Consider the following 21,524-nt stretch of genomic DNA (forward strand, 5'->3'; position numbering starts at 1 on the left):
GACCGCGCTGTATGGTGAAAATTGGCCGGCTCTGTCTCTGCCCGGTTGGCGACGGTTACTGCATGCTCGCGCCCGACTTATCACAAGGGGGTCCGCGCCATGCAGTTAGCGTTTCATCAGGTCGATGCGTTCAGCGAGCGCCCGTTCAGTGGCAATCCGGCGATGGTCTATCGGCTCGATGCCTGGCTCAGTGATGAGCTGATGCAACAAATCGCCGCCGAACACAACCTCGCCGAAACGGCGTTTGTGGTGCGCGAAGCCGAGGGTTGGCGTATTCGCTGGTTCACGCCTGCTACCGAAGTACCCTTGTGTGGGCATGCGACGCTGGCCAGTGCCTATGTATTGTTCGAGGTCTTTCACGAGCCGGCCGAGCGCCTGGACTTCATCAGCCAGTCCGGCCCCTTGAGCGTGACTCGGGAAGGCGAGCGGCTGTGGCTGGACTTTCCTGCCATCGAGGCGCGTGACGTGCAGGATCACCAGCAAGTGGCGCGGGCACTGGGGGTGCAACCGGTCGAGGTGCTGGGTTCAAACGAGTTGTTGGTGGTGCTGGCGTCAGAGCAGGCAGTCATCGATTGCCAGCCTGACATGGCTGCGCTGGCGAAGCTGCCTTGGCTGGGGGCGATCGTGACGGCCCGTGGAGCGCAGCATGATTTCGTGTCGAGGTATTTTGCCCCGGCCATCGGTATCAACGAGGACCCGGTCACCGGATCGACCCATTGCCTGTTGATCCCCTATTGGGCGCAGCGTCTGGACAAAACCAGGCTGACGGCGTTTCAGCGTTCGGCGCGGGGAGGGGAGTTGTTCTGCCGCCTGGAAGGCAGTCGGGTGAAAATCGGCGGTCATGCGACGCTGGTGGCCAGCGGGACCTTGATGTTGGGGTGATGGTGTCACTGGGGGAGCGAGCACCTCGCTCGCTCCCTGCACTGTTCAGCTGGCAGTACTGTACCGCCGAACCCCTGACTCGATCTGCGTAATCTGCGCGGCCATGCTGCCGGACGCCTGGAACAGCACCAGGTGTTCAGCCGCCACGCGAATCCCGACTTCGGCGCCGACCAGATGGTCGGCGTGGCTTGGAAAGATCGACTCCAGCTGGCTGCCCGTCGGCAGTTGCAGGCGATAGAGGGTCGAGGCACCGAGGAACGACTTGCCCACAATCCGTGCTCTCAGCGGGCTGTCGGGGGCGTAGACAATGTCGTCGGGACGCAGCAACACGTCCACGGCACCGCCGATTGGCCAGGTGTACGCACGATTACCACGCAGTTCGCCGAGCTCGGTTTGCACCGATTCGGGGGTCTGCAACTGGCCGCGAATGAAGTAGCCCTGGCCGATAAAACTGGCAACGAAAGGCGTCAGTGGTTCGTGGTACAGGTTGTAGGGCGTGTCCCACTGTTCCAGCCGGCCTTCCTTGAATACCCCGACCTGGTCGCTGACCGCGAAGGCTTCTTCCTGGTCGTGCGTCACCAGAATCGCACTGGTGCCCCGGCTCTTGAGGATATCCCGGACTTCGTGGCTCAACTTGCGTCGCAATTCGCCATCGAGGTTGGAAAACGGTTCGTCCAGCAACAAGAGTTGTGGCTCTGGCGCCAGGGCCCGGGCCAGTGCGACCCGTTGCTGCTGGCCGCCAGACAGTTCGTGGGGGAAGCGCTTGCCCAGGTGCTTGAGATTGACCAGCTCCAGCATCTCGGCGGTGACCCGTTCTTTGTCCGGGTGTTTGCGAATGCCGAAGGCAATGTTGTCGGCCACGCTCAGGTGCGGAAACAGGGCATAGTCCTGGAACACCATGCCGATCCGGCGTTTCTCCGGGGCGAGGGTAAAGCCGGCGCTGGAGATGGTTTCCCCCGCCAACTGGATTTCCCCTTCGTGAATTGGCTCGAAGCCCGCAATCGCGCGCAGGGTCGTGGTCTTGCCGCAACCGGATGAACCGAGCAGGCAGCCGATGTCGCCGGCATTGAGGTGCAGGTTGAGGTTCTGAACGACCCGCTGGTCTTGATAACCGCAGGCCAGGTTGCGCAGGTTCAGCAGTAATGGATGGCTCATGCGTGATGGTACGCAGGCTCGACGAGAAACTCGAGCAAGGCCTTTTGCGCGTGAAGACGGTTTTCTGCCTGGTCCCAGGCGACTGAGCGCGGGTCATCCAGCAGGTCGAGGCTGATTTCTTCGCCACGGTGGGCGGGCAGGCAGTGCATGAACAGGACATCCTCTGCGGCCAGATCGAGCAGGGCGCGATTGACCTGAAACGGCGCGAACAATGTGAGGCGCTTGGCGGTTTCTTCTTCCTGGCCCATGGAGGTCCAGACGTCGGTGCTGACCAGATGAGCGCCCAGCACGGCATCCTTGGGATCGCGGACGATGGTCACGCGGTCGCCAGCCAAGGCCACGAATTCCGGGTTGGGTTCGTAGCCCTCGGGGCAGGCGATGCGCAACTGGAAGTCGAACTGGATGGCGGCTTCTATATAGCTGTTGCACATGTTGTTGCCGTCGCCGATCCAGGCGACGGTCTTGCCCTGGATCGAACCGCGATGCTCAAGGAAGGTCTGCATGTCGGCCAGCAGCTGGCACGGGTGCAGGTCATCGGACAAGCCGTTGATCACCGGTACGCGCGAGTTGGCGGCAAATTCGGTCAGGGTGCTGTGGGCGAAGGTGCGGATCATCACCGCATCGAGCATGCGCGACATGACGATGGCGCAGTCGCCGATCGGCTCGCCGCGCCCCAGCTGGGTGTCGCGCGGCGAAAGGAAAATCGCCTGGCCGCCCAGCTGGATCATGCCGGCTTCGAACGACAGGCGGGTGCGGGTCGAGGACTTCTCGAAAATCATGCCCAGGACGCGGTTTTTCAACGGCTCGAACAGTACGCCGCGGTTACGCAGGTCTTTGAGCTCAATGCCTCGACGGATCACGCTGACCAGCTCTTCGGGCGTGCAATCCATCAGGGAGAGAAAGTGCCTTGCGCTCATCATTGACTACCTTTTTGCAACGGACCGCAGATACTCAAAGCCTTGTTTCATTGGAAAACGGGCGAGACCTGCGGCGTAAGCCGCACGGGGCGACGAAATAGGGGGAGGCGCGATATTGACACTAAATGTCGCGTCTTACCAATAGGCTACGGTGTTTAGGGGATTTCAGAGGGGCTACGGGACGATCGCGGTAGCGCTTATGAAGCCTGTTTCCTGACAGCAGCCAGTCCTTTGTACACTGCCCTCGCGCGCCTTGGCAATCGAGCGAGGCATTCAAGGTGTCGCCCTGGTCGGTTTCTGACTGATAGGGCCCGGTGCCCGGGGCCGCTATCGGCAGGCCTGATGGCCGGCGATTCACAAGACGAACGTCGCTGGCGCGGCGGCCGGTCACGGCCCATAGTTTTGTTCCCGCAACCGTGCGTTGGTTGCCCCGAACAAAACAGAGACTGGCCATGACCAAGACTCTCAATTACCGTGCGTGCCACCTGTGTGAAGCCATTTGCGGCTTGACCATCGAAACCACGGCAACCGACGATGCCGGCCTGCAGATCACCTCGATCAAGGGCGACGCGCAAGACAGCTTCAGTCGCGGCCATATCTGTCCCAAGGCGGTGGCCTTGCAGGATATCCAGAACGATCCCGATCGCCTGCGCCACCCCATGCAACGCGTGGGCAGCGAGTGGCAAGCAATTGCCTGGGAAGACGCGTTTGCCCTGGTGGCTGAACGCCTTGCCGCGATTCAGGAGCGCCATGGCCAGAACGCCGTCGCGGTGTACCAGGGCAACCCCAGCGTGCACAACTATGGGTTGATGACCCACAGCAACTATTTCCTCGGCCTGCTGAAAACCCGCAACCGCTACTCCGCGACGTCGGTCGACCAATTGCCCCATCACCTGACCAGTCACTTGATGTACGGCCATGGGCTGCTGTTGCCGATTCCCGACATCGATCACACCGATTTCATGCTGATCCTGGGCGGCAACCCGCTGGCCTCCAATGGCAGCATCATGACCGTGCCGGACGTGGAAAAGCGTTTGAGGGCGATTCAGGCACGGGGCGGCAAGGTGGTGGTGGTCGACCCGAGGCGCAGCGAGACAGCGGCGATTGCCGACCAGCATCTGTTTGTCCGCCCGGGAGGCGATGCGGCGCTGTTGTTCGGCTTGCTCAATACCCTGTTCAGCGAAGGCCTGACGCGCGACAGTCATTTGCCGGTCGATGGGCTGGAGGAGGTTCGCCAGGCGGTCAGCGGCTTCAATGCTGAAGCGATGAGCCCGCTGTGCGCGGTACCGGCCGCGCAGATTCGGCAACTGGCCCGGGATTTCGCCGCCGCCAGGACCGCGGTTTGTTATGGCCGCATGGGCATTTCCACGCAGGCGTTCGGTACCTTGTGCCATTGGCTGGTGCAGTTGATCAACCTGATCAGCGGTAACCTGGATCGGGTCGGAGGCGCACTGTGCACCGAGCCGGCTGTCGATCTGGTGGCGTCGACCTCGGGCGGGCATTTCAATCAGTGGCAAAGCCGTGTGTCCGGGCGCCCGGAATACGGCGGTGAGTTGCCGGTGTCGGCGCTGGCCGAAGAGATGCTCACCGAAGGGGAAGGGCAGGTGCGTGCGCTGGTGACCGTGGCCGGTAACCCGGTGCTGTCGACCCCCAATGGTCGACAACTGGAACAGGCGCTGGACGGGCTGGAGTTCATGGTCAGCATCGACTTGTACATCAACGAGACCACACGCTATGCCGATCTGATCCTGCCGTCGACCTCGGCGCTGGAAAACGATCACTACGATACGACGTTCAATATGTTCGCCGTGCGCAATGTCAGCCGTTTCAACCGGGCCATCCTGCCCAAGCCCGAGGGTGCGCTACACGACTGGGAGATTTTCGTCGGGTTGGCCAAGGCGTTTGCGGCCCGGACCGGCAAAGAACTCAAGCCCACGATGGCACCGGCGCAGATGATCGATTTTGGCTTGCGCGCCGGCCGTTATGGCGATGCTTCAGCGTACAAACTGTCGGTGGCGAGCCTGTTCGATCATCCCCATGGCATCGACCTGGGGCCGCTCAAATCCAACCTTGCGCCGCGCCTGAAAACTGCGAATCAGCGCGTGCAGGCCGCGCCGCCAGCGATCCTGGCGGACCTGGCGCGATTTGCCGCGCAACAGGTACCGGTCGCTGATGAGTTGTTATTGATCGGTCGTCGCCATGTGCGCAGCAACAATTCGTGGATGCATAATTATCACCGCCTGGTGAAGGGCAAGCCGCGTCATCAGTTGCTGATGCATCCGGAGGATCTTGCCAGCCGCGGACTCAACGACGGTCAGCGGGTGCGGGTCAGCTCGCGGGTCGGGGCGATCGAGGTCGAGGTGCTGGGCAGTGTCGAGATGATGAAGGGCGTGGTCAGTCTGCCCCATGGCTGGGGACATGCCCGGCCCGGCGTGCAGATGACCATCGCCATGGGGCAACCAGGCTCCAGCGCCAATGACCTGACCGATGAGCAGCAGCTGGATGAGTTGTCCGGCAATGCGGCGCTCAATGGGGTGCCGGTGACGGTGGCCGCCGCGTAGGCATGTCTGTCGGGGAGGCCGAGCATCGCGCTCGGCTTTCCGTTACAATGCGCCACCGTGCCGACAACTGAGTCGGAAAGTTCAGCCGAGGTGCTTCATGGATATCATCGAAACTATTAAAGAGCAGATTGCCAACAACACCATTCTGCTTTACATGAAAGGCTCGCCGAATGCCCCGCAGTGTGGCTTTTCCGCGAAAGCCGCTCAGGCGGTCATGGGCTGTGGTGAGAAGTTCGCTTACGTGGACATCCTGCAGAACCCGGAAATTCGTGCCAACCTGCCAAAATACGCCAACTGGCCAACCTTCCCGCAACTGTGGGTAGGTGGCGAACTGGTCGGCGGTAGCGACATCATGATCGAAATGGCTGCAGACGGTTCGTTGCAGGCACTGATCAAGGACGCTTCGGCCAAAGCCGCAGCGGCCAAGACAGAAGCTTGATCCACCAGTAGGGGCCGCGGCCCCTGCAGGTAATAAAAAGCCCCGCCTCTCGTAAGAGGGCGGGGCTTTTTAGTGTGGCGGGTTTAACGAGTGATAACTTACTCGTCGCCCATCTGCGATTGCAGATAGTTCTCCATGCCCACTTTGTCGATCAGGCCCAGTTGGGTTTCGAGCCAGTCGATATGTTCTTCTTCGGATTCAAGAATGTCTTCGAGCAGTTCACGGCTGCCGAAGTCGCCGACGGTTTCGCAATGGGCAATCGCGACCTTGAGGTCGGCATGGCCGGTACGCTCGATACGCAGGTCGCACTCCAGCATTTCCTTGGTGTGCTCGCCGATCTGCAGCTTGCCCAGGTCCTGGACGTTGGGCAGGCCTTCGAGGAACAGGATGCGCTTGATCAGCTTGTCCGCATGTTTCATCTCGTCGATGGATTCGTGGTACTCGTGCTTGCCAAGCTTGTTCAGGCCCCAATCTTCATACATGCGCGCATGCAGGAAGTACTGATTGATTGCGACCAGCTCATTGGCAAGAATCTTGTTGAGGTGCTGGATGACTGTGACGTCGCCTTTCATGATGGGGTCCTGCCCTTTAATTACCGTATATAAGGCAGAGTTTGAGCTGGCAAGTACTTAGTGTCAAACCTAAGTTATTGAATAATATATGAAAATTAATCGGAATAAGAATGTTTGTGTTCCGCATCCGAACGCTAAGCGATTGAATTAATGGCATAAAAAAACCGGACACTGGGTCCGGTTCTTTGGAATGCTCTCATTCAAGCCGCGGAAAATTCTACCGGGTAGGGGATAGCGGCCTGGCTCAACTGCAGGTCGGCGAGGGTTTCGCGGACCACTTGCTTGGCAAGGCAGGCACATTTGCCGCATTGACTGGCAACGCCGGTGGCTTCGCGCACTTCACGGTAGCTGCAGCAACCTTCGTAGATTGCATCGCGGATTTTACCGTCGGTGACGCCAGTGCAGAGGCAGACATACATAAGGTGAGAACCGTCGCTGGTTAGGGCTCAATTGCGATGGATCTTAATGTTAACGAGAATGATTGTCAAAGTGCTTTCCCGGCGATGTGTGGCGGATCCACATTCGCCTGACGAACGGTACGAAGTGCTCCCTGGGGTTGTCTGCAGGCCCGTTGCCGGGTTTTTGGGGCCATTGGAAAAACCGTTGAGGACAGGTCAAAAACGCAGTGTATGATGGTCGGTCCTCGCGAAGGGCAGTCGATTCATCAACCTGTCGTTTAATCCCGACAGACTGGTTCGATACCGTTCATCACGCCACCACACCAGGAAATTTTCAATGAGCGTACTCGTAGGCAAACAAGCCCCTGACTTCACCGTTCCGGCCGTACTCGGCAATGGCGAAATCGTCGACAGCTTCACCCTGTCGTCGGCCATCAAAGGCAAATACGGCCTGGTGTTCTTCTACCCGCTGGACTTCACCTTCGTCTGCCCGTCCGAGCTGATCGCCCTGGACAACCGCATGGCTGACTTCAAGGCGCGTAACGTTGAAGTGATCGCTGTTTCGATCGACTCGCACTTCACCCACAACGCCTGGCGCAACACCCCGGTCAACGACGGCGGCATCGGCCAGGTTCGTTACACCATGGCTGCCGACATCAAGCAGGAAATCATGAAGGCCTACGACGTTCAGTCCGCTGACGGCGTGGCGTTCCGTGGCGCATTCCTGATCGACGACAAAGGCGTTGTCCGCTCGCAGATCGTCAACGACCTGCCGCTGGGCCGTAACATGGAAGAGCTGATTCGTCTGGTCGACGCCCTGCAATTCCACGAAGAGCACGGTGAAGTTTGCCCGGCCAACTGGAAAAAAGGCGACAAAGGCATGACCGCTTCGCCAGCAGGCGTTGCTGCTTACCTGACCGAGAACGCTGCGGCACTGTAAGCCAAGCGTCAGGTATAAAAAAACCGGCCTCAATGGCCGGTTTTTCATGGGCGCGAGAAACCTGCGACTCGATCAGTCGTTGAAGTCTTCCCAGCCGCCCATTTGCTTCCAGCGGTTGACGATGCCGCAGAACAGATCAGCGGTCTTCTCGGTGTCGTAGCGAGCCGAGTGGGCCTCACGTCCGTCGAAGTCGATGTCGGCTGCCTGACATGCCTTGGCCAGCACGGTCTGGCCATAAGCCAGGCCGGCCAGTGTGGCGGTGTCGAAGCTGGAGAACGGGTGAAACGGGTTGCGCTTCATGTCCAGGCGAGCGGCCGCGGCGTTGAGGAAGCCCAGGTCGAAGCTGCTGTTGTGGCCGACCAGGATGGCCCGTTTGCAGCCGTTGGCTTTCAACGCCTTGCGCACGCCACGGAAGATGTCGGTCAGCGCGCTCTCTTCACTCACCGCCATGCGCAGAGGGTGATCGAGCTTGATCCCGGTGAACTCCAGTGCGGCGGCTTCGATGTTGGCGCCTTCGAACGGCTCGACACGGAAGAAATAGGTGTGATCAGGGTACACAAACCCTTTTTCGTCCATGCTGATGGTCGTCGCGGCGATTTCCAGCAGTGCGTCAGTGGCACAGTTGAAACCACCGGTTTCAACATCGACGACGACCGGCAGGTATCCACGGAACCGGGCTGCCATCGGGTGGCGCGAACCGCCGCCCTGGCCTTCCTGTTCGTCGTCGTAATGGTCTTCACTCACGCGTGTTCCTCCAGCAGGCGCCAGCGCAGTTTTTCACCGGCGCGCAGCGGGATGACAGTCAGCTCGCCGAACGGCAGGCTGGTTGGGGCGGTCCATTCTTCGCGGACCAGGGTGATGCGGTCGGTGTTCGCCGGCAGGCCATAGAAGCGCGGGCCGTTCAGGCTGGCGAAGGCTTCGAGCTTGTCCAGCGCGTTGCGCTGTTCAAAGGCTTCGGCATACATCTCGATCGCTGCATAGGCGGTGTAGCACCCGGCACAGCCACAGGCTGCTTCTTTGGCATGCTGGGCGTGGGGCGCCGAGTCAGTACCCAGGAAGAACTTATCGCTGCCGCTGGTGGCGGCATCCAGCAGGGCGACCTGGTGGGTGTTGCGCTTGAGAATCGGCAGGCAATAGAAGTGCGGGCGAATCCCGCCGACCAGCATGTGGTTGCGGTTGTACAGCAGGTGATGGGCGGTGATGGTCGCGCCCACATTGGCCGAAGCCTCGTTGACGAACTGCACGGCATCGCTGGTGGTGATGTGTTCGAACACCACCTTGAGCGTTGGAAAACGCTCCACGACACGACGCATGTGCTCGTCGATGAAGATTTTTTCGCGGTCGAAGACATCGACGTCGCCACGGGTGATTTCACCGTGGACCAGCAAGGGCATCCCGACTTCGGCCATGGCCTCGATCGCAGGGAAGATCTTGTCGATGCTGGTCACGCCAGAATCCGAGTTGGTGGTCGCACCGGCCGGATACAACTTGGCGGCATGAACGAAACCGCTGGCCTTGGCCGTGCGAATTTCGTCGGCGGACGTGCGGTCGGTCAGGTAGAGCACCATCAGCGGTTCGAAGCGGCTGCCGGCCGGGCGCGCAGCGAGAATGCGCTGGCGATAGGCGTCGGCTTCAGCGGCGTTACGCACCGGCGGTACCAGGTTAGGCATGATGATGGCGCGACCAAAGGTGCGCGCGACATCCGCCACTGTATTGGGCAACACAGCACCATCGCGAAGATGAATATGCCAGTCGTCGGGACGCAGCAGGGTCAGGCGGTCGGACATTGGGGATTCCAGGCGGGTAAAACTCATGGGAATGCTACCGGAAAAGACTCTCGCAGGCACCCGCTATCAAGTTTTGTCGCAGACTTCCGATATTACAAAGGTATGCCGTAAACATGTATATCGGTCTTTTTGTTGCAGAAGTCAGTGGAGCCTCCCGTGCGCCAGCGTTATCTAGCCTTGCTCAGTGTGTTTGCCAGCCTTCCCGCCATGGCGCTCACTTTCCAGACACGCCTGGAGAGCATTGAGTGGAAGGTCGAGGGTGACCCGTTCGAATGCCGCCTGACGCAGCCGGTTACCGATTTCGGCTCGGGTGAGTTCGTGCGGCGAGCGGGCGAGCAGGCGACGTTTCGCTTGAAGGCCTATAATCCGATGCTGGCCGGTGGCTCGGCGACCTTGCTGGCCGCCGCAGCGCCGTGGCAGCCCGGGCGGGGTGATATCAACCTGGGGTCGGTCAGGTTGGGCAGCGGCGACGTATTGTTCAACAGTTCGCAGCTTCAGGCCGGGCGCCTCATCGGCGGCTTGATGGACGGGCGCAGTCCACTGGTTCGGCATTACGCGCGTGATGGCCGGGTGTCGGAAGTACGCCTGCTGCCGGTCAGGTTCAGCAAGGCCTATGCCGATTACCAGGGCTGTGTCGCCAAGTTGCTGCCCATGAATTATGACCAGGTGAAGCAGGCCCAGGTCGGTTTCCCGGGCGGCGGTATCGAACTGGACGCACAGGCCAAGGCCAGGTTGCAGGTGATGCTGGCGTTCATGAAGGCTGATCCGACGGTCAATCACATCGAGGTCGACGGGCATTCCGATAACAGCGGCAACCGTCTGACCAACCGTGACCTGTCCCGGCGCAGGGCGCTGGCGGTGATGGATTACCTCAAGGCCAATGGCATTGCCGAGTCGCAGATTACCCTGCGGTTCCACGGTGAACGGTACCCCCTGGCGCCCAATACCAATACGGCCAATCGGGCGAAAAACCGTCGGGTCAATGTGCAACTTGAGCGGGTCGAGCCCGCGCAGGATCCTGCCCCGCAAGTCAGCTCCAGCGGCAGCACGGGCACGGCATCCTGAACGGCTGAAATCGTCGCCCGCTCGACATAATCTGTCGCTTCGTCGTCATAAGCTGTCGCGCCTCTGTAAATTATCCTCTCGCAGCGTTAGACTTATCGGCTTTCCGTAGAACCCCGTGGAGTGATGGCATGGCGGACGTAAACAAGGTCGTTCTGGCGTATTCCGGCGGCCTGGACACTTCGGTGATCCTCAAGTGGCTGCAGGATACTTATAACTGTGAAGTGGTGACCTTCACCGCCGACCTGGGTCAGGGCGAAGAGGTCGAACCGGCCCGCGCCAAGGCACAGGCCATGGGCGTAAAAGAAATCTACATCGACGATCTGCGCGAAGAATTCGTGCGCGATTTCGTGTTCCCGATGTTCCGCGCCAACACCGTTTACGAAGGCGAGTACCTGCTGGGTACTTCCATCGCTCGTCCGTTGATCGCCAAGCGCTTGATCGAAATCGCCAACGAAACCGGCGCTGACGCCATTTCCCACGGCGCGACCGGCAAGGGCAACGACCAGGTTCGTTTCGAACTGGGCGCCTACGCCTTGAAGCCAGGCGTGAAAGTGATCGCTCCGTGGCGCGAATGGGACCTGCTGTCCCGCGAGAAGCTGATGGACTACGCCGAGAAGCACGCGATCCCGATCGAGCGTCACGGCAAGAAAAAATCCCCGTATTCGATGGATGCCAACCTGCTGCACATCTCCTATGAAGGCGGCGTGCTGGAAGACACCTGGACCGAGCACGAAGAAGACATGTGGAAATGGACCGTCTCCCCGGAGAACGCTCCTGACAAACCACAGTACCTGGAACTGACCTACCGCAACGGCGACATCGTCGCACTGGACGGCGTCGAAATGACCCCGGCCACCGTGCTGGCGACCTTGAACCGTATCGGTGGCGAACACGGTATCGGCCGTCTCGATATCGTCGAGAACCGCTATGTCGGCATGAAGTCCCGTGGCTGCTACGAGACACCTGGTGGCACCATCATGCTGCGTGCTCACCGCGCCATCGAGTCGATCACCCTGGACCGCGAAGTGGCTCACCTCAAAGACGAGTTGATGCCCAAGTACGCCAGCCTGATCTACACCGGCTACTGGTGGAGCCCTGAGCGCCTGATGCTGCAACAGATGATCGACGCCTCCCAGGCGCACGTGAATGGCGTCGTCCGCTTGAAACTGTACAAGGGCAATGTGATCGTCACGGGTCGCAAGTCTGACGAGTCGTTGTTCGACGCCAATATCGCAACCTTCGAAGAAGATGGCGGCGCGTACAACCAGGCTGATGCAGCCGGCTTCATCAAGCTCAATGCGCTGCGTATGCGCATCGCGGCGAACAAAGGCCGCAAGCTGTTCTGATGTTGCCTTGCTAGTCACGAACTGTGGTCCCGCGTGGTGCGGGGCCACAATTCGAGCGAAGAATTTTGTGTGTGTCGATCGTGCGTTGAGTCCCTGTGACTGAAGTTGACGCTTCAGTGCTCTGAAATCTCCCTGTCTTCCTTCTCTCTTGCGTTGTTCTGTCGCGATTTTTCCTCTCTCGGGTAGTCGGGTGAATTGGAGTCCTGATCGATGACGGTGACTGCCTGCGTGCTCAAGTTGTAAATCATGTAAAAGCCGTTTGTGAGGGGGGGTGATTTTATACCCGTCTCCTTGAATGAATTTCCGTTAACGATGTGTGCGGATTCATGGCAACTAAGAAGCAGAATGGCTTTGCGTTGATTGTGTTTGCGTTCATCGACGCTGGCCGCCAAGTGTCTGAGTTGTTTTTTCTTGCGGATCCAGCGGGCATCCATGATGCGAATGGACCGTATCGATTTCGGTAAAGGGATTTGATGTTGAGCGCTCAAGCAGTCACTGGCAGCGATGCCTGGCGGGTCTTGCATGCTGGGAGGCAGATCGTCGGACCTGGCGTTCAGCACTGCCCGGCGCCGTTTGTTTGACTGTTCCACGAGCTGTTTTTTTGCGGGCGCTTGCAGGCTTTGTTTATCCTCCTTGGCAAGGTTGGCGTCGCTGTTCATTTTTGATCGTGCAGTATCGCCAATGACTTTTATAAACTGCTTGCTCTTATTGAAGTCGGACGGTGCGTACAATGACTTGTGGTTAAAGTTTAACGTGTAAAAGAACAGGAAGAGCAGATAGAAGGGGAAACTGATCAGGAACCAGATGTAAATCTCTTGGTTGTCCTCGTCAAGGAACGGCAGCGAGACGGCCGCGGATGTTTCGGAGAGCGTCGCGAATATCGCGATGATGCTCATTGGGGTTGTTATTTTTTTTTGAATTTTTTCCATGCTGGGTTCTCATGAGTGTTGTGTTGTTGGACTTTGTCAGGTGTGTAGAAGTTGTTAGGTTGGCGAGTGTTTTTCTAGGTGGAGTTAGTGTGTTTGGTTGTTGGGTTGTTGGGTTGTTGGGTTGTTGTTGGTTGTTGTTGGTTGTTAGTTTTATGATAGGTCATCGTTGAAAAAAAGTCGCAATAGTATTTTCATTGTCTCGGCTTTTTTTGTGTTGTGTGCTGAGCAGGAATTGTCAGGAAGTCTGGCTTGTGGAGCTTCAAGTAAACTTTAAGAGACATAGTTTTTTGTGAGTTATTGTAGGATCTGTCCTTAATGTTTGTAGGGAATGTCTCTTGGTGTGGGTGGTTGGGCAGGTCACCATCCCAAGGTCGAAACGACTAGGCTATTGTGCGGGTTCTAAACATTCGAACAGCGAAAATTGGACTTGCCCATGAATAAAGTGCTGATCGTGGATGATCACCCCGTCATTCGTCTTGCTGTACGTATGCTAATGGAACGTCATGGCTACGAAGTCATTGCTGAAACGGATAATGGCGTAGATGCGTTGCAACTTGCTCGTGAGCATCTGCCGGATATTGTAATACTGGATATAGGCATCCCGAAACTTGATGGCCTGGAAGTTATCGCGCGATTGTCGTCGACGCCCTCGCCTGCGAAAGTACTGGTCCTGACGTCTCAGGCTCCGGGGCATTTCTCGATGCGTTGCATGCAGGCAGGGTCTGCCGGGTATGTCTGCAAGCAGCAGGACCTCACCGAGTTGTTGAGCGCTATCAAGGCGGTGCTGTCGGGGTACAGCTATTTCCCGAATCAAGCGTTGCACACGGTCCGTTCAAGCTTGGGGAATGCCAGTGAAGCCGATATGGTGGATCGGCTGTCCGGACGGGAAATGATGGTGTTGCAGCAGCTGGCACGAGGCAAGACCAACAAGGAAATTGCCGATGGGATGTTCTTGAGCAATAAGACCGTTAGCACATACAAAACCCGTCTGCTGCTCAAGCTGAACGCGCGTTCGCTAGTCGATTTGATCGAGCTGGCGCAGCGTAACGGCCTGGTTTGAGATTGCCGGGGTTCAAGTGGCTTTTTCCAGACACTCGGGAGGCAGGGGAGTGTTAGACGGCTTCAGCTCACTGGGAGCGTTTATCCAGGAACAACTGTTCAGGAGATAGGTGAGGGCAGTGAGTGACCGCTAGATGAAAAGCCTCCCGTCAAGGAGGCTTTCAGGTGTTAAAGATCAAAGTCGTAGTCGGCCAGTTGCTTTTGCAGGCGGCGCTCCTCCAGGAGGTTATCGATGGTGCGACGCTTGCTCAGGTTGGTCTTTGCCACCTCTGCCACGGGCTCAACATCATCGGCCTCAACAGGGGTGAAGTCGTCTTCTACGTCCAGTTGTTCTTTGCCAGTGCTCATAAGGTTAACTCCAGGCTAAGACTGCCATTGGCGCTTCTTATATCGACAATCTCCTGGCGGGTAAAAAAGATTTTTTCAATCGATAAATCAATAAAAGCAATAGCGCCTCAATCGTCCGAGGTTTTGTGCTTGTATTCGCACAGGTCTTCGATCCGGCAACTGCCGCAGCGAGGCTTGCGGGCCAGGCATACGTAGCGCCCATGCAGGATGAGCCAGTGATGGGAGTCGAGGAGGTACTCCTTGGGCACAAACTTCATCAGTTTGGCTTCCACTTCCAGCACATTTTTCCCAGGCGCCAGGCCTGTCCGGTTACTGACCCGGAAAATATGGGTGTCCACCGCCATGGTCAGTTGTCGAAAGGCGGTGTTGAGCACCACGTTTGCGGTCTTCCTGCCCACACCGGGCAATGCCTCCAATTCTTCGCGGGTTTGCGGGACTTCGCCGCCATGGCGCTCCACCAGCAACCTGCACGTCTCGATGACATTCTTCGCCTTGCTGTTGTACAGGCCGATCGTCTTGATGTAGTGCGACAGGCCCTCTACACCGAGTGCATGGATTGCCGCTGGGGTATTGGCAACCGGAAACAGCCTGGCCGTGGCCTTGTTCACGCCGACGTCCGTGGACTGGGCGGAGAGGATCACCGCAATCAGCAGTTCGAAGGGGGAGGCATAGGCCAGCTCGGTTTTCGGTTCCGGATTGTCTTCGTGAAGCCGGCGAAAAATTTCCAGGCGTTTTGCGGCATTCATGGGCAGAGCAGTTCCTTGAAGACGTTCAGTGTGAAGTTGAGGTGCCAGGCCAGGCTCGTTTGGCTGCCAGGAGCAGTCCCAGCAGAATAAACCCGCCAGGTGTGATGACGGCCAGTCGCAGGCCGCCACCTTCGATCAATACCCAGCCGGATCCATTCGAATCCGTGATGCCGACCAACCATTGCAGGTGACTGGCGAATGAGCCGTGGCCCAAGCCTTCGCGCACAGTACCCAGAATAACCATTGCGGCGCCGAACAGGGCACACAGGCGCAATCGATCAGGCATGAGGGTCCGGGTGAAAAATCCGCTGTACTCCAGCACCACGCATTGCAGGGCGAGCAGCCCGACATAAATGCCCAGTTGCTGGTGCAGCTCAAACGCCCAGCCTTGCAGGGCCAGCGCGGCAAGGCTGGTCAACGCCGCCGCGAGCAGCGTACCGGTGATCAACTGCAGGGGCGGCTGGATGCGGGGGCGCAGCAGGCTCATCTTCATGCCATAGACACTGATGACCAGCAGGGACAGCAGTGCCAGGCTCAGGGCGCTGACCAGCGTGTCACTGGCACCGATCAACAGGGTAAGCATCAGCGAGTTCTGTAGCACCCTGGCGTTGTTCATTGTCCGCTCCCGATCAATTGGGGCTGATGTTCGTCGAAGTAACGTAGCGCATCGTGCACGGCACCGATCACCGCGCGGGAGGTGATGGTGGCGCCGGCCAGTTGATCGAACCGGCCCTGATCCTTCTTCAGCGCCCAGCCACTGTCGCTCGGGTCCTGACGGGATTTTCCGATAAAGCCCCGTAGCCACGGATTGGGCTGAGTGGCGATGGTGCCTCCTAGCCCCGGTGTTTCCGCTTGCTTGAGGACTTTGACGCCCAACAGTTTGCCGCGAGGGTCGATGGCGATCAGCAGGTCGATCGCCGCTTCATGGCCCATTGACCGGCTCAGCAGCATGATTGCGCTGGTTTGGCCCTCGAGGGTCGCCAGGTACCCGCCCAGAAGAGTGCTGTTAGCCAGGGCAACGTCCTTCAGCGCCAGGGAGTGGTCCAACGGCTGATTGTCGTAGCTGCCCGTTGGCAGTAGGTCGAGCAGGCGCCGGTTTTCGATCAAGCGCTGTTGGCTGGAAATATGGGGGGTGAGGGCCCACTGCACAAGGAGCGTTGCACCGGCGCCCAGTCCGGCCACGAGCACCAGGATCAGTACGCTGAGGTATCGGTTCATGGCGTACGAGGCTCTGGTTGTCCGGCGCAGAGACGCTCCAGGGCCGGCACGCACAGGTTCATCAACAGCACGGCAAAGGCCACGCCATCGGGATAACCGCCCCAGGTGCGGATCAGGTAGGTCAGCACGCCGACCCCGACCCCAAACAACAACCGTGCCTTGGGGGCCCTTGCCCCCGACACCGGTTCGGTGACGATGAAGAATGCGCCGAGCATGCTCGCACCGGTCAGCAGGTGGAACAGCGGAGAGCCATGGGAGTCCGAGCCCGAGCCGTTCCAGCACAGCAGGCTGATGATGAAAAGACTGCCCAGCATCCCGACCGGGGCGTGCCAACTGAACACCCGTTGTTGCAACAGAAACGCGCCTCCGGCGAGAAAGGCCAGGTTTACCCATTCGATGCCGGTGCCGCCAACGTGCCCAAACGCCGGATTGCCGGCGAAGAGCTCGTCCATGGTCAGGCTTCTGTTGATGCGCAGGCTGTCCAGCGCGGTGGCCTGCGCCCAGGCATCAGGAAGATGCGCATCGCTGAAACCGAAAATCTGGTGCAGACCTTCAAGCAGACTCACTCCATGAGATGCCGGCCACTGGACCATCTGTTGCGGGAAACACACCAGCACCAGGGCAAAACCGAGCATCGCCGGGTTGAACGGGTTTTTACCCACGCCGCCATACAGGTGCTTGCCGAAGATCATCGCAAAGGCCGCAGCGCTCACCGTCAGCCACCACGGGCAATACGGCGGTAATGCCAGGGCCAGCAGGGTGGCGCTGACCAAGGCGCTGCCATCGCTCAAGGAGGGCTTGAGCGGGTACTTGCGCAGGCGGAGCACGGCGGCTTCCACCGCCAGCGCGCTGCCACAGGCCAGCAGCAGGTTGATCAGAGCTCCCCAGCCAAACCACCAGAACAACACCAGCACGCCGGGCACGGTGGCCAGCAACACCCGTTTCATCGCCTGTTGCAGGCGATTGTCGACCGGTTCAAGGGGCGACATAGTCGTTCACCCGGCGCTCTGCCTCGCCCAGCCTGGCGCGAGCCTGGGTCAGCAACGCTGTCGGCGTATCGGCGCAGCGCTCGAGTTTGCCGAGGTCGGCGCGGGCGTAGGCCAGTTCGGTTTTCAGCTGGCGCAGCTGTGGGTCGATCGGCCGTTTTTCGACGCGTACCAGATCCGGAGCCGGTTTTTCGCTGGCGTTTTCCGCCGCGTGCAGTGCCTGTTCGGCCTGGTTCAGTGCCGCACCGAGCGTCGCCAGATGCTCGGCCGGGGCGTCGCCGGCCTGGGCTTTTTTCAGTTCGGCACGGCGCATGGCCAGCTGGATTTTCGCCCGTTTGAGTTCGGCGTCGTTGGCGGGTGGTGCGACCTTCGCGGGCACCGGCGTTGCGCTGGCCTCCAGGACCGCCAAGGCCTGCTCGGCGGATTCGAACTGCTGCTGGAGAACGATCAACTGCGACTGTTGCTCGAAGGTCGGTGGGTGACCAAAGGCTTTCAGTGATTTGTGCAGTTGCGCCCGGCTCATCGCCACATCGATCTTGGCTTTTTTCAGCGCGGCATCGGCGGCTGCGGCTTTTTGTGCCTGCACCCGGGCGATGGCGTCTTGTACCGGGTTGTTGCCGGTCGTGCCGGGTTGCGCGGCTTTTTGCGCGCGCGCGGCGCGTTCAGCGAGCTTCTGTTCTTCTTCATGACGCAGGCGCGCGTTGCGCTGCTCGAAGCGTTGCCGGGCATGGTCGCGCTTGACGCTTCGCGCGTCGCGTTGTTCCGGGGTGAAGGCCAGGCCGCCGACAATGGGCACCACCTGTGGCGAGGGCAAGGGATGCATCTCGATGCAATCCACTGGGCAGGGCGCTACACATAAATCGCAGCCCGTGCATTCGTCGACGAGCACCGTGTGCATCAGCTTGGCCGCGCCGACAATCGCATCGATCGGGCACGCCTGAATGCACTTGGTGCAACCGATGCACTCGGCTTCACGGATAAACGCAATCTGTGCCGGTGCCGTGCCACGACTGGTGTCGAGTTCCAGTTCCGGGACGTTCAGCAGTCTGGCCAGCGCGGCAAGGGTTTCACGACCACCTGGCGGGCACTTGTTGATGGCTTCACCGTTGGCAATGCCCTCGGCGTAGGGCTTGCACCCTGGGTGACCGCACTTGCCGCATTGAGTCTGTGGCAGAAGGGCGTCGATGCGTTGAATCAGACTCATAGTTTGATCAGTCCGCTGAAACCGAGAAATGCCACGGCGATCAATCCGGCGCTGATCAGGTCGATCGGCAAGCCGCGAAAGGGTAGGGGCACATCGTTATTGAGAGTGCGTTGGCGCAAATCGCTGAACAGGCTCAGTACCAGCCAGAACCCCAGCCCGGCACCGAGGCTCAACGCGGCGTGACCGGCAAAACCGTTGTCATTCTGCAAACCGAGCAGGCTCAGCCCCAGCACGCCCGCGTTACCCAGCAACAACGGCCACAGGCCGTCGAATGGTAGCTCAGGCAGCACGCGCGCCAGCACCTTGAGCAGCGGCGTGATGAGCAACACGCTCAGTGGCAAAAACACCATCAGGTGCAGGGAAGCAAGCCCAAGCGGCTCGAGCAGCCAGTGATACACCCCATAGCCAAACATGCCATTGAGCAGCATCAAGCCTGTGGTCGCAATGCCCAGGGCATGCACTTGACGTCGTTCGGCCGCGGGATCGCGCGTCGACTGCAACAGCGGATCGACGCCCAGCGGCCAGTACAACAGGAAGTTGTTGATCAGGGCGGTGCTGATGAGCGTAAGTAGAATGTCGGTCATGGGTGAGCCGGGTTGAACGAGGGCCTGTGCTTAAAGATTAGGCAGTATCCGGCGGCGCAGATATGAAAATCCCACCGTCGCGCGTCAGCGTGACGGTGGGATCGGTCCAGCCAGGCGAATTACTTGATGCGCTGGCCTGGCTTGGCGCCGCTGTCCGGGCTCAACAGGTAGATCTCTTCGCCGCCAGGGCCAGCAGCCATGACCATGCCTTCGGAAATACCGAAGCGCATTTTGCGTGGCTTGAGGTTGGCGATCATCATCGTCAGGCGACCTTCCAGCTTGGCCGGATCCGGGTAGGCGCTCTTGATGCCGGAGAACACGTTGCGTTGCTCGTCACCGATATCCAGGGTCAGGCGCAACAGTTTGTCGGCACCGTCCACGGCTTCAGCCTTGAGGATCAGGGCCACGCGCAGGTCGACGGCCGCAAAGGTGTCGAACTCGATTTCCGGCGACAGCGGGTCCTTGGCCAGTTCGCCGTTACCTTGTGGGGCAGCAGCGCCGGTGTCGGTCTGGCTGGCGGCCAGGTCTTCTTTCGAGGCGTCGGTCATGGCCTGGACCTTGACCGGATCGATGCGGGTCATCAGCGGTTTGAATTCGTTCAACTGATGGTTGCCGAGCAGGGTGGCGTGATCGTTCCAGGTCAGCGGGGCGACGTTGAGAAACGCCTCGGCGTCGGCGGCCAGCAACGGCAGGACCGGCTTGAGGAAAATCACCAGCTGGCGGAACAGGTTGACGCCCGTGGCGCAGATCGCCTGGACTTCGTCTTGCTTGCCTTCCTGCTTGTTCAGCGACCATGGCGCCTTGTCGGCGATCCAGGCGTTGGCGCGGTCGGCCAGGCCCATGATTTCCCGCATGGCGCGGGCAAAGTCACGGGCTTCATAGGCGTCGCAGATGCTTGGCGTAGCGGCCAGGAACGCGTCAGTCAGCTCCGGCGCGGCATTTTCAGCCACCAGCACGCCGGCGTTGCCCTTGTGGATAAAGCCTGCGCAACGGCTGGCGATGTTGACGACCTTGCCCACCAGGTCGGAGTTGACCTTCTGCACGAAGTCTTCGAGGTTCAGGTCCAGGTCGTCGACGCCACGGCCCAGCTTGGACGCGTAGTAGTAACGCAGGTATTCCGGCGACAGGTGGTCCAGGTAGGTACGGGCCTTGATGAAGGTGCCGCGGGACTTGGACATTTTCTGGCCGTTGACGGTCAGGTAGCCGTGAACGTTGATGCCGGTCGGCTTGCGGTAACCCGCGCCTTCGAGCATGGCCGGCCAGAACAGGGCGTGGAAGTTGACGATGTCCTTGCCGATGAAATGGTACAGCTCGGCGGTGGAGTCCTTGGCCCAGTAGGCGTCGAAGTCCAAATCCTGCCGGCGCGCGCAGAGGTTCTTGAAGCTCGCCATGTAGCCGATTGGTGCGTCCAGCCAGACGTAGAAGTATTTGCCGGGCTCGTCCGGGATTTCGAAACCGAAATACGGCGCATCGCGGGAGATGTCCCATTGTTGCAGGCCGACATCCAGCCATTCGGCGATCTTGTTCGCGACCGCGTCCTGCAGGGTACCGCTGCGGGTCCATGCCTGCAGCATGGCCTGGAAGTCTGGCAGCTTGAAGAAGAAGTGCTGGGAATCCTTGAGCACCGGGGTGGCGCCAGAGATCGCCGACTTCGGATCCTTCAGGTCGGTCGGTGCGTAGGTCGCGCCGCATTTTTCGCAGTTGTCGCCGTACTGGTCTTCAGTGCCGCATTTCGGGCAGGTGCCCTTGATGAAGCGGTCGGCCAGGAACATTTTCTTTTCCGGGTCGAAATACTGGGTGATCGAGCGCGTGGCAATGTGCCCGGCGTCGCGCAACTTCAGGTAGATCTGGCTCGACAGCTCACGGTTTTCTTCGGCGTGAGTGGAGTGGAAGTTGTCGAAGTCCACCAGGAACTCGGCAAAGTCGGCGCTGTGTTCAGCCTGGACGTTGGCGATCAGTTGTTCCGGGGTGATGCCTTCTTTTTCGGCGCGCAACATGATGGCCGAACCATGGGCGTCGTCGGCGCAGACGTAAGTGCATTGATTGCCGCGATGCTTCTGGAAGCGCACCCACATATCGGTCTGGATGTACTCAAGCATATGGCCAAGGTGGATTGAACCATTGGCATAGGGCAGGGCGCTGGTGACGAGGATCTTGCGTGGCTCGGACATGGGGCTCGGCTACTTGATGAAACGGAGGTCGGCCACTATAAAGCGCCGGCGAAGTTTTTTCACCCTAAAGGCCTGTTTCCGGACGTATCGATTGCCAAAGCCTGTGGCGAGGGAGCTTGCTCCCGTTCGGCTGCGCAGCAGTCGTAATCAGACGGATGCGATCTATCTGTCGAACCGGGTAGCCGGAATTGGGGCGGCTTCGCCACCCAGCGGGAGC

General features: G+C 59.5%; 22 protein-coding genes. 7 read left to right on the forward strand and 15 right to left on the reverse strand.

All coding sequences use genetic code 11. The features are described 5' to 3' along the window. Positions 1 to 99: 99 nt before the first annotated feature. On the forward strand, positions 100 to 882 hold the full coding sequence (locus CKW25_RS13915) for a PhzF family phenazine biosynthesis protein (protein WP_095080020.1): 783 nt from the start codon (positions 100 to 102) through the stop codon (positions 880 to 882). A gap of 45 nt (positions 883 to 927) precedes the next feature. Here CKW25_RS13915 and CKW25_RS13920 read toward each other — a convergent pair whose 3' ends face one another. Both CKW25_RS13920 and argF read right to left on the reverse strand, forming a co-directional pair. Further along, on the reverse strand, positions 928 to 2,037 hold the full coding sequence (locus CKW25_RS13920) for an ABC transporter ATP-binding protein (protein WP_095080021.1): 1,110 nt from the start codon (positions 2,035 to 2,037) through the stop codon (positions 928 to 930). Beyond that, entirely contained in the window at positions 2,034 to 2,954 is a 921-nt protein-coding gene (gene argF / locus CKW25_RS13925; protein WP_095080022.1) for an ornithine carbamoyltransferase, read from the reverse strand. Before argF ends, CKW25_RS13920 begins: the two co-directional genes overlap by 4 nt. A gap of 452 nt (positions 2,955 to 3,406) precedes the next feature. Between argF and CKW25_RS13930 the strand changes: the two genes are divergently transcribed. Together CKW25_RS13930 and grxD are read left to right on the forward strand one after the other, a co-directional pair. Continuing rightward, positions 3,407 to 5,515, forward strand: a complete 2,109-nt coding sequence (locus CKW25_RS13930; RefSeq protein ID WP_095080023.1) for a molybdopterin oxidoreductase family protein — start codon at positions 3,407 to 3,409, stop codon at positions 5,513 to 5,515. 97 nt (positions 5,516 to 5,612) lie between these two features. After that, on the forward strand, positions 5,613 to 5,954 hold the full coding sequence (gene grxD, locus CKW25_RS13935; protein WP_095080024.1) for a Grx4 family monothiol glutaredoxin: 342 nt from the start codon (positions 5,613 to 5,615) through the stop codon (positions 5,952 to 5,954). A gap of 98 nt (positions 5,955 to 6,052) precedes the next feature. Here the strand turns inward: grxD and bfr are convergent, their stop codons facing one another. Both bfr and CKW25_RS13945 read right to left on the reverse strand, forming a co-directional pair. Continuing rightward, positions 6,053 to 6,526, reverse strand: coding sequence for a bacterioferritin (bfr, locus tag CKW25_RS13940; protein WP_095080025.1), 474 nt, complete (start codon positions 6,524 to 6,526; stop codon positions 6,053 to 6,055). A 200-nt stretch (positions 6,527 to 6,726) separates the two neighbouring features. Further along, positions 6,727 to 6,945: a bacterioferritin-associated ferredoxin gene (locus CKW25_RS13945; protein ID WP_093423249.1), complete on the reverse strand. Its 219-nt coding sequence runs from the start codon at positions 6,943 to 6,945 to the stop codon at positions 6,727 to 6,729. Positions 6,946 to 7,261: 316 nt separating this feature from the next. On the opposite strand from CKW25_RS13945, the gene CKW25_RS13950 reads away from it, so the two are divergent. Then, a complete protein-coding gene (locus tag CKW25_RS13950) occupies positions 7,262 to 7,864 on the forward strand; it encodes a peroxiredoxin (RefSeq protein WP_095080026.1) in 603 nt (200 codons plus the stop codon). Between the two features lie 72 nt (positions 7,865 to 7,936). Here the strand turns inward: CKW25_RS13950 and rnt are convergent, their stop codons facing one another. Together rnt and pyrC are read right to left on the reverse strand one after the other, a co-directional pair. Further along, entirely contained in the window at positions 7,937 to 8,608 is a 672-nt protein-coding gene (gene rnt, locus CKW25_RS13955; protein ID WP_095080027.1) for a ribonuclease T, read from the reverse strand. Next, on the reverse strand, positions 8,605 to 9,651 hold the full coding sequence (pyrC, locus tag CKW25_RS13960; protein WP_095080028.1) for a dihydroorotase: 1,047 nt from the start codon (positions 9,649 to 9,651) through the stop codon (positions 8,605 to 8,607). The genes rnt and pyrC overlap by 4 nt, the downstream gene beginning before the upstream one ends. A gap of 156 nt (positions 9,652 to 9,807) precedes the next feature. Here pyrC and CKW25_RS13965 point away from each other — a divergent pair, with 156 nt between their 5' ends. Next, on the forward strand, positions 9,808 to 10,716 hold the full coding sequence (locus tag CKW25_RS13965; protein WP_095080029.1) for an OmpA family protein: 909 nt from the start codon (positions 9,808 to 9,810) through the stop codon (positions 10,714 to 10,716). Positions 10,717 to 10,844: 128 nt separating this feature from the next. Beyond that, positions 10,845 to 12,062, forward strand: a complete 1,218-nt coding sequence (locus CKW25_RS13970; protein WP_017738284.1) for an argininosuccinate synthase — start codon at positions 10,845 to 10,847, stop codon at positions 12,060 to 12,062. A 113-nt stretch (positions 12,063 to 12,175) separates the two neighbouring features. Here CKW25_RS13970 and CKW25_RS27045 read toward each other — a convergent pair whose 3' ends face one another. Further along, positions 12,176 to 12,991 carry a hypothetical protein gene (locus CKW25_RS27045; protein ID WP_256577974.1) on the reverse strand — a complete coding sequence of 272 codons (816 nt, stop codon included), beginning with the start codon at positions 12,989 to 12,991 and terminating at the stop codon, positions 12,176 to 12,178. 433 nt (positions 12,992 to 13,424) lie between these two features. Here CKW25_RS27045 and CKW25_RS13980 point away from each other — a divergent pair, with 433 nt between their 5' ends. Beyond that, on the forward strand, positions 13,425 to 14,051 hold the full coding sequence (locus tag CKW25_RS13980; RefSeq protein ID WP_095080030.1) for a response regulator transcription factor: 627 nt from the start codon (positions 13,425 to 13,427) through the stop codon (positions 14,049 to 14,051). A 167-nt stretch (positions 14,052 to 14,218) separates the two neighbouring features. Here CKW25_RS13980 and CKW25_RS13985 read toward each other — a convergent pair whose 3' ends face one another. The 8 genes from CKW25_RS13985 to metG all read right to left on the reverse strand — a co-directional run bounded on the left by CKW25_RS13985 (position 14,219) and on the right by metG (position 21,307). Further along, positions 14,219 to 14,398, reverse strand: a complete 180-nt coding sequence (locus CKW25_RS13985; RefSeq protein ID WP_095080031.1) for a PA3496 family putative envelope integrity protein — start codon at positions 14,396 to 14,398, stop codon at positions 14,219 to 14,221. Between the two features lie 107 nt (positions 14,399 to 14,505). Continuing rightward, positions 14,506 to 15,144 (reverse strand): endonuclease III, encoded by a 639-nt coding sequence (nth, locus tag CKW25_RS13990; protein WP_095080032.1) that lies wholly within the window; start codon positions 15,142 to 15,144, stop codon positions 14,506 to 14,508. Positions 15,145 to 15,169: 25 nt separating this feature from the next. Continuing rightward, positions 15,170 to 15,760 carry an Rnf-Nqr domain containing protein gene (locus CKW25_RS13995; protein ID WP_095080033.1) on the reverse strand — a complete coding sequence of 197 codons (591 nt, stop codon included), beginning with the start codon at positions 15,758 to 15,760 and terminating at the stop codon, positions 15,170 to 15,172. Beyond that, complete coding sequence (locus tag CKW25_RS14000) at positions 15,757 to 16,362, reverse strand: RnfABCDGE type electron transport complex subunit G (protein ID WP_095080034.1); 606 nt, start codon at positions 16,360 to 16,362, stop codon at positions 15,757 to 15,759. Before CKW25_RS14000 ends, CKW25_RS13995 begins: the two co-directional genes overlap by 4 nt. Beyond that, a complete protein-coding gene (locus tag CKW25_RS14005) occupies positions 16,359 to 17,351 on the reverse strand; it encodes an RnfABCDGE type electron transport complex subunit D (RefSeq protein ID WP_095080035.1) in 993 nt (330 codons plus the stop codon). Before CKW25_RS14005 ends, CKW25_RS14000 begins: the two co-directional genes overlap by 4 nt. Next, a complete protein-coding gene (gene rsxB, locus CKW25_RS14010) occupies positions 17,338 to 18,552 on the reverse strand; it encodes an electron transport complex subunit RsxB (RefSeq protein ID WP_095080036.1) in 1,215 nt (404 codons plus the stop codon). The genes CKW25_RS14005 and rsxB overlap by 14 nt, the downstream gene beginning before the upstream one ends. Further along, a complete protein-coding gene (locus CKW25_RS14015) occupies positions 18,549 to 19,136 on the reverse strand; it encodes an Rnf-Nqr domain containing protein (RefSeq protein WP_095080037.1) in 588 nt (195 codons plus the stop codon). The genes rsxB and CKW25_RS14015 overlap by 4 nt, the downstream gene beginning before the upstream one ends. Positions 19,137 to 19,255: 119 nt before the next feature. Further along, the gene (gene metG / locus CKW25_RS14020; protein WP_095080038.1) at positions 19,256 to 21,307 is read right to left on the reverse strand and encodes a methionine--tRNA ligase; all 2,052 of its coding nucleotides are present in this window, start codon (positions 21,305 to 21,307) and stop codon (positions 19,256 to 19,258) included. Positions 21,308 to 21,524: the final 217 nt, after the last annotated feature.

Origin of the sequence: Pseudomonas sp. Irchel s3h17 (genome assembly GCF_900187505.1) — a bacterium.
Taxonomy (GTDB): Bacteria; Pseudomonadota; Gammaproteobacteria; order Pseudomonadales; family Pseudomonadaceae; genus Aquipseudomonas.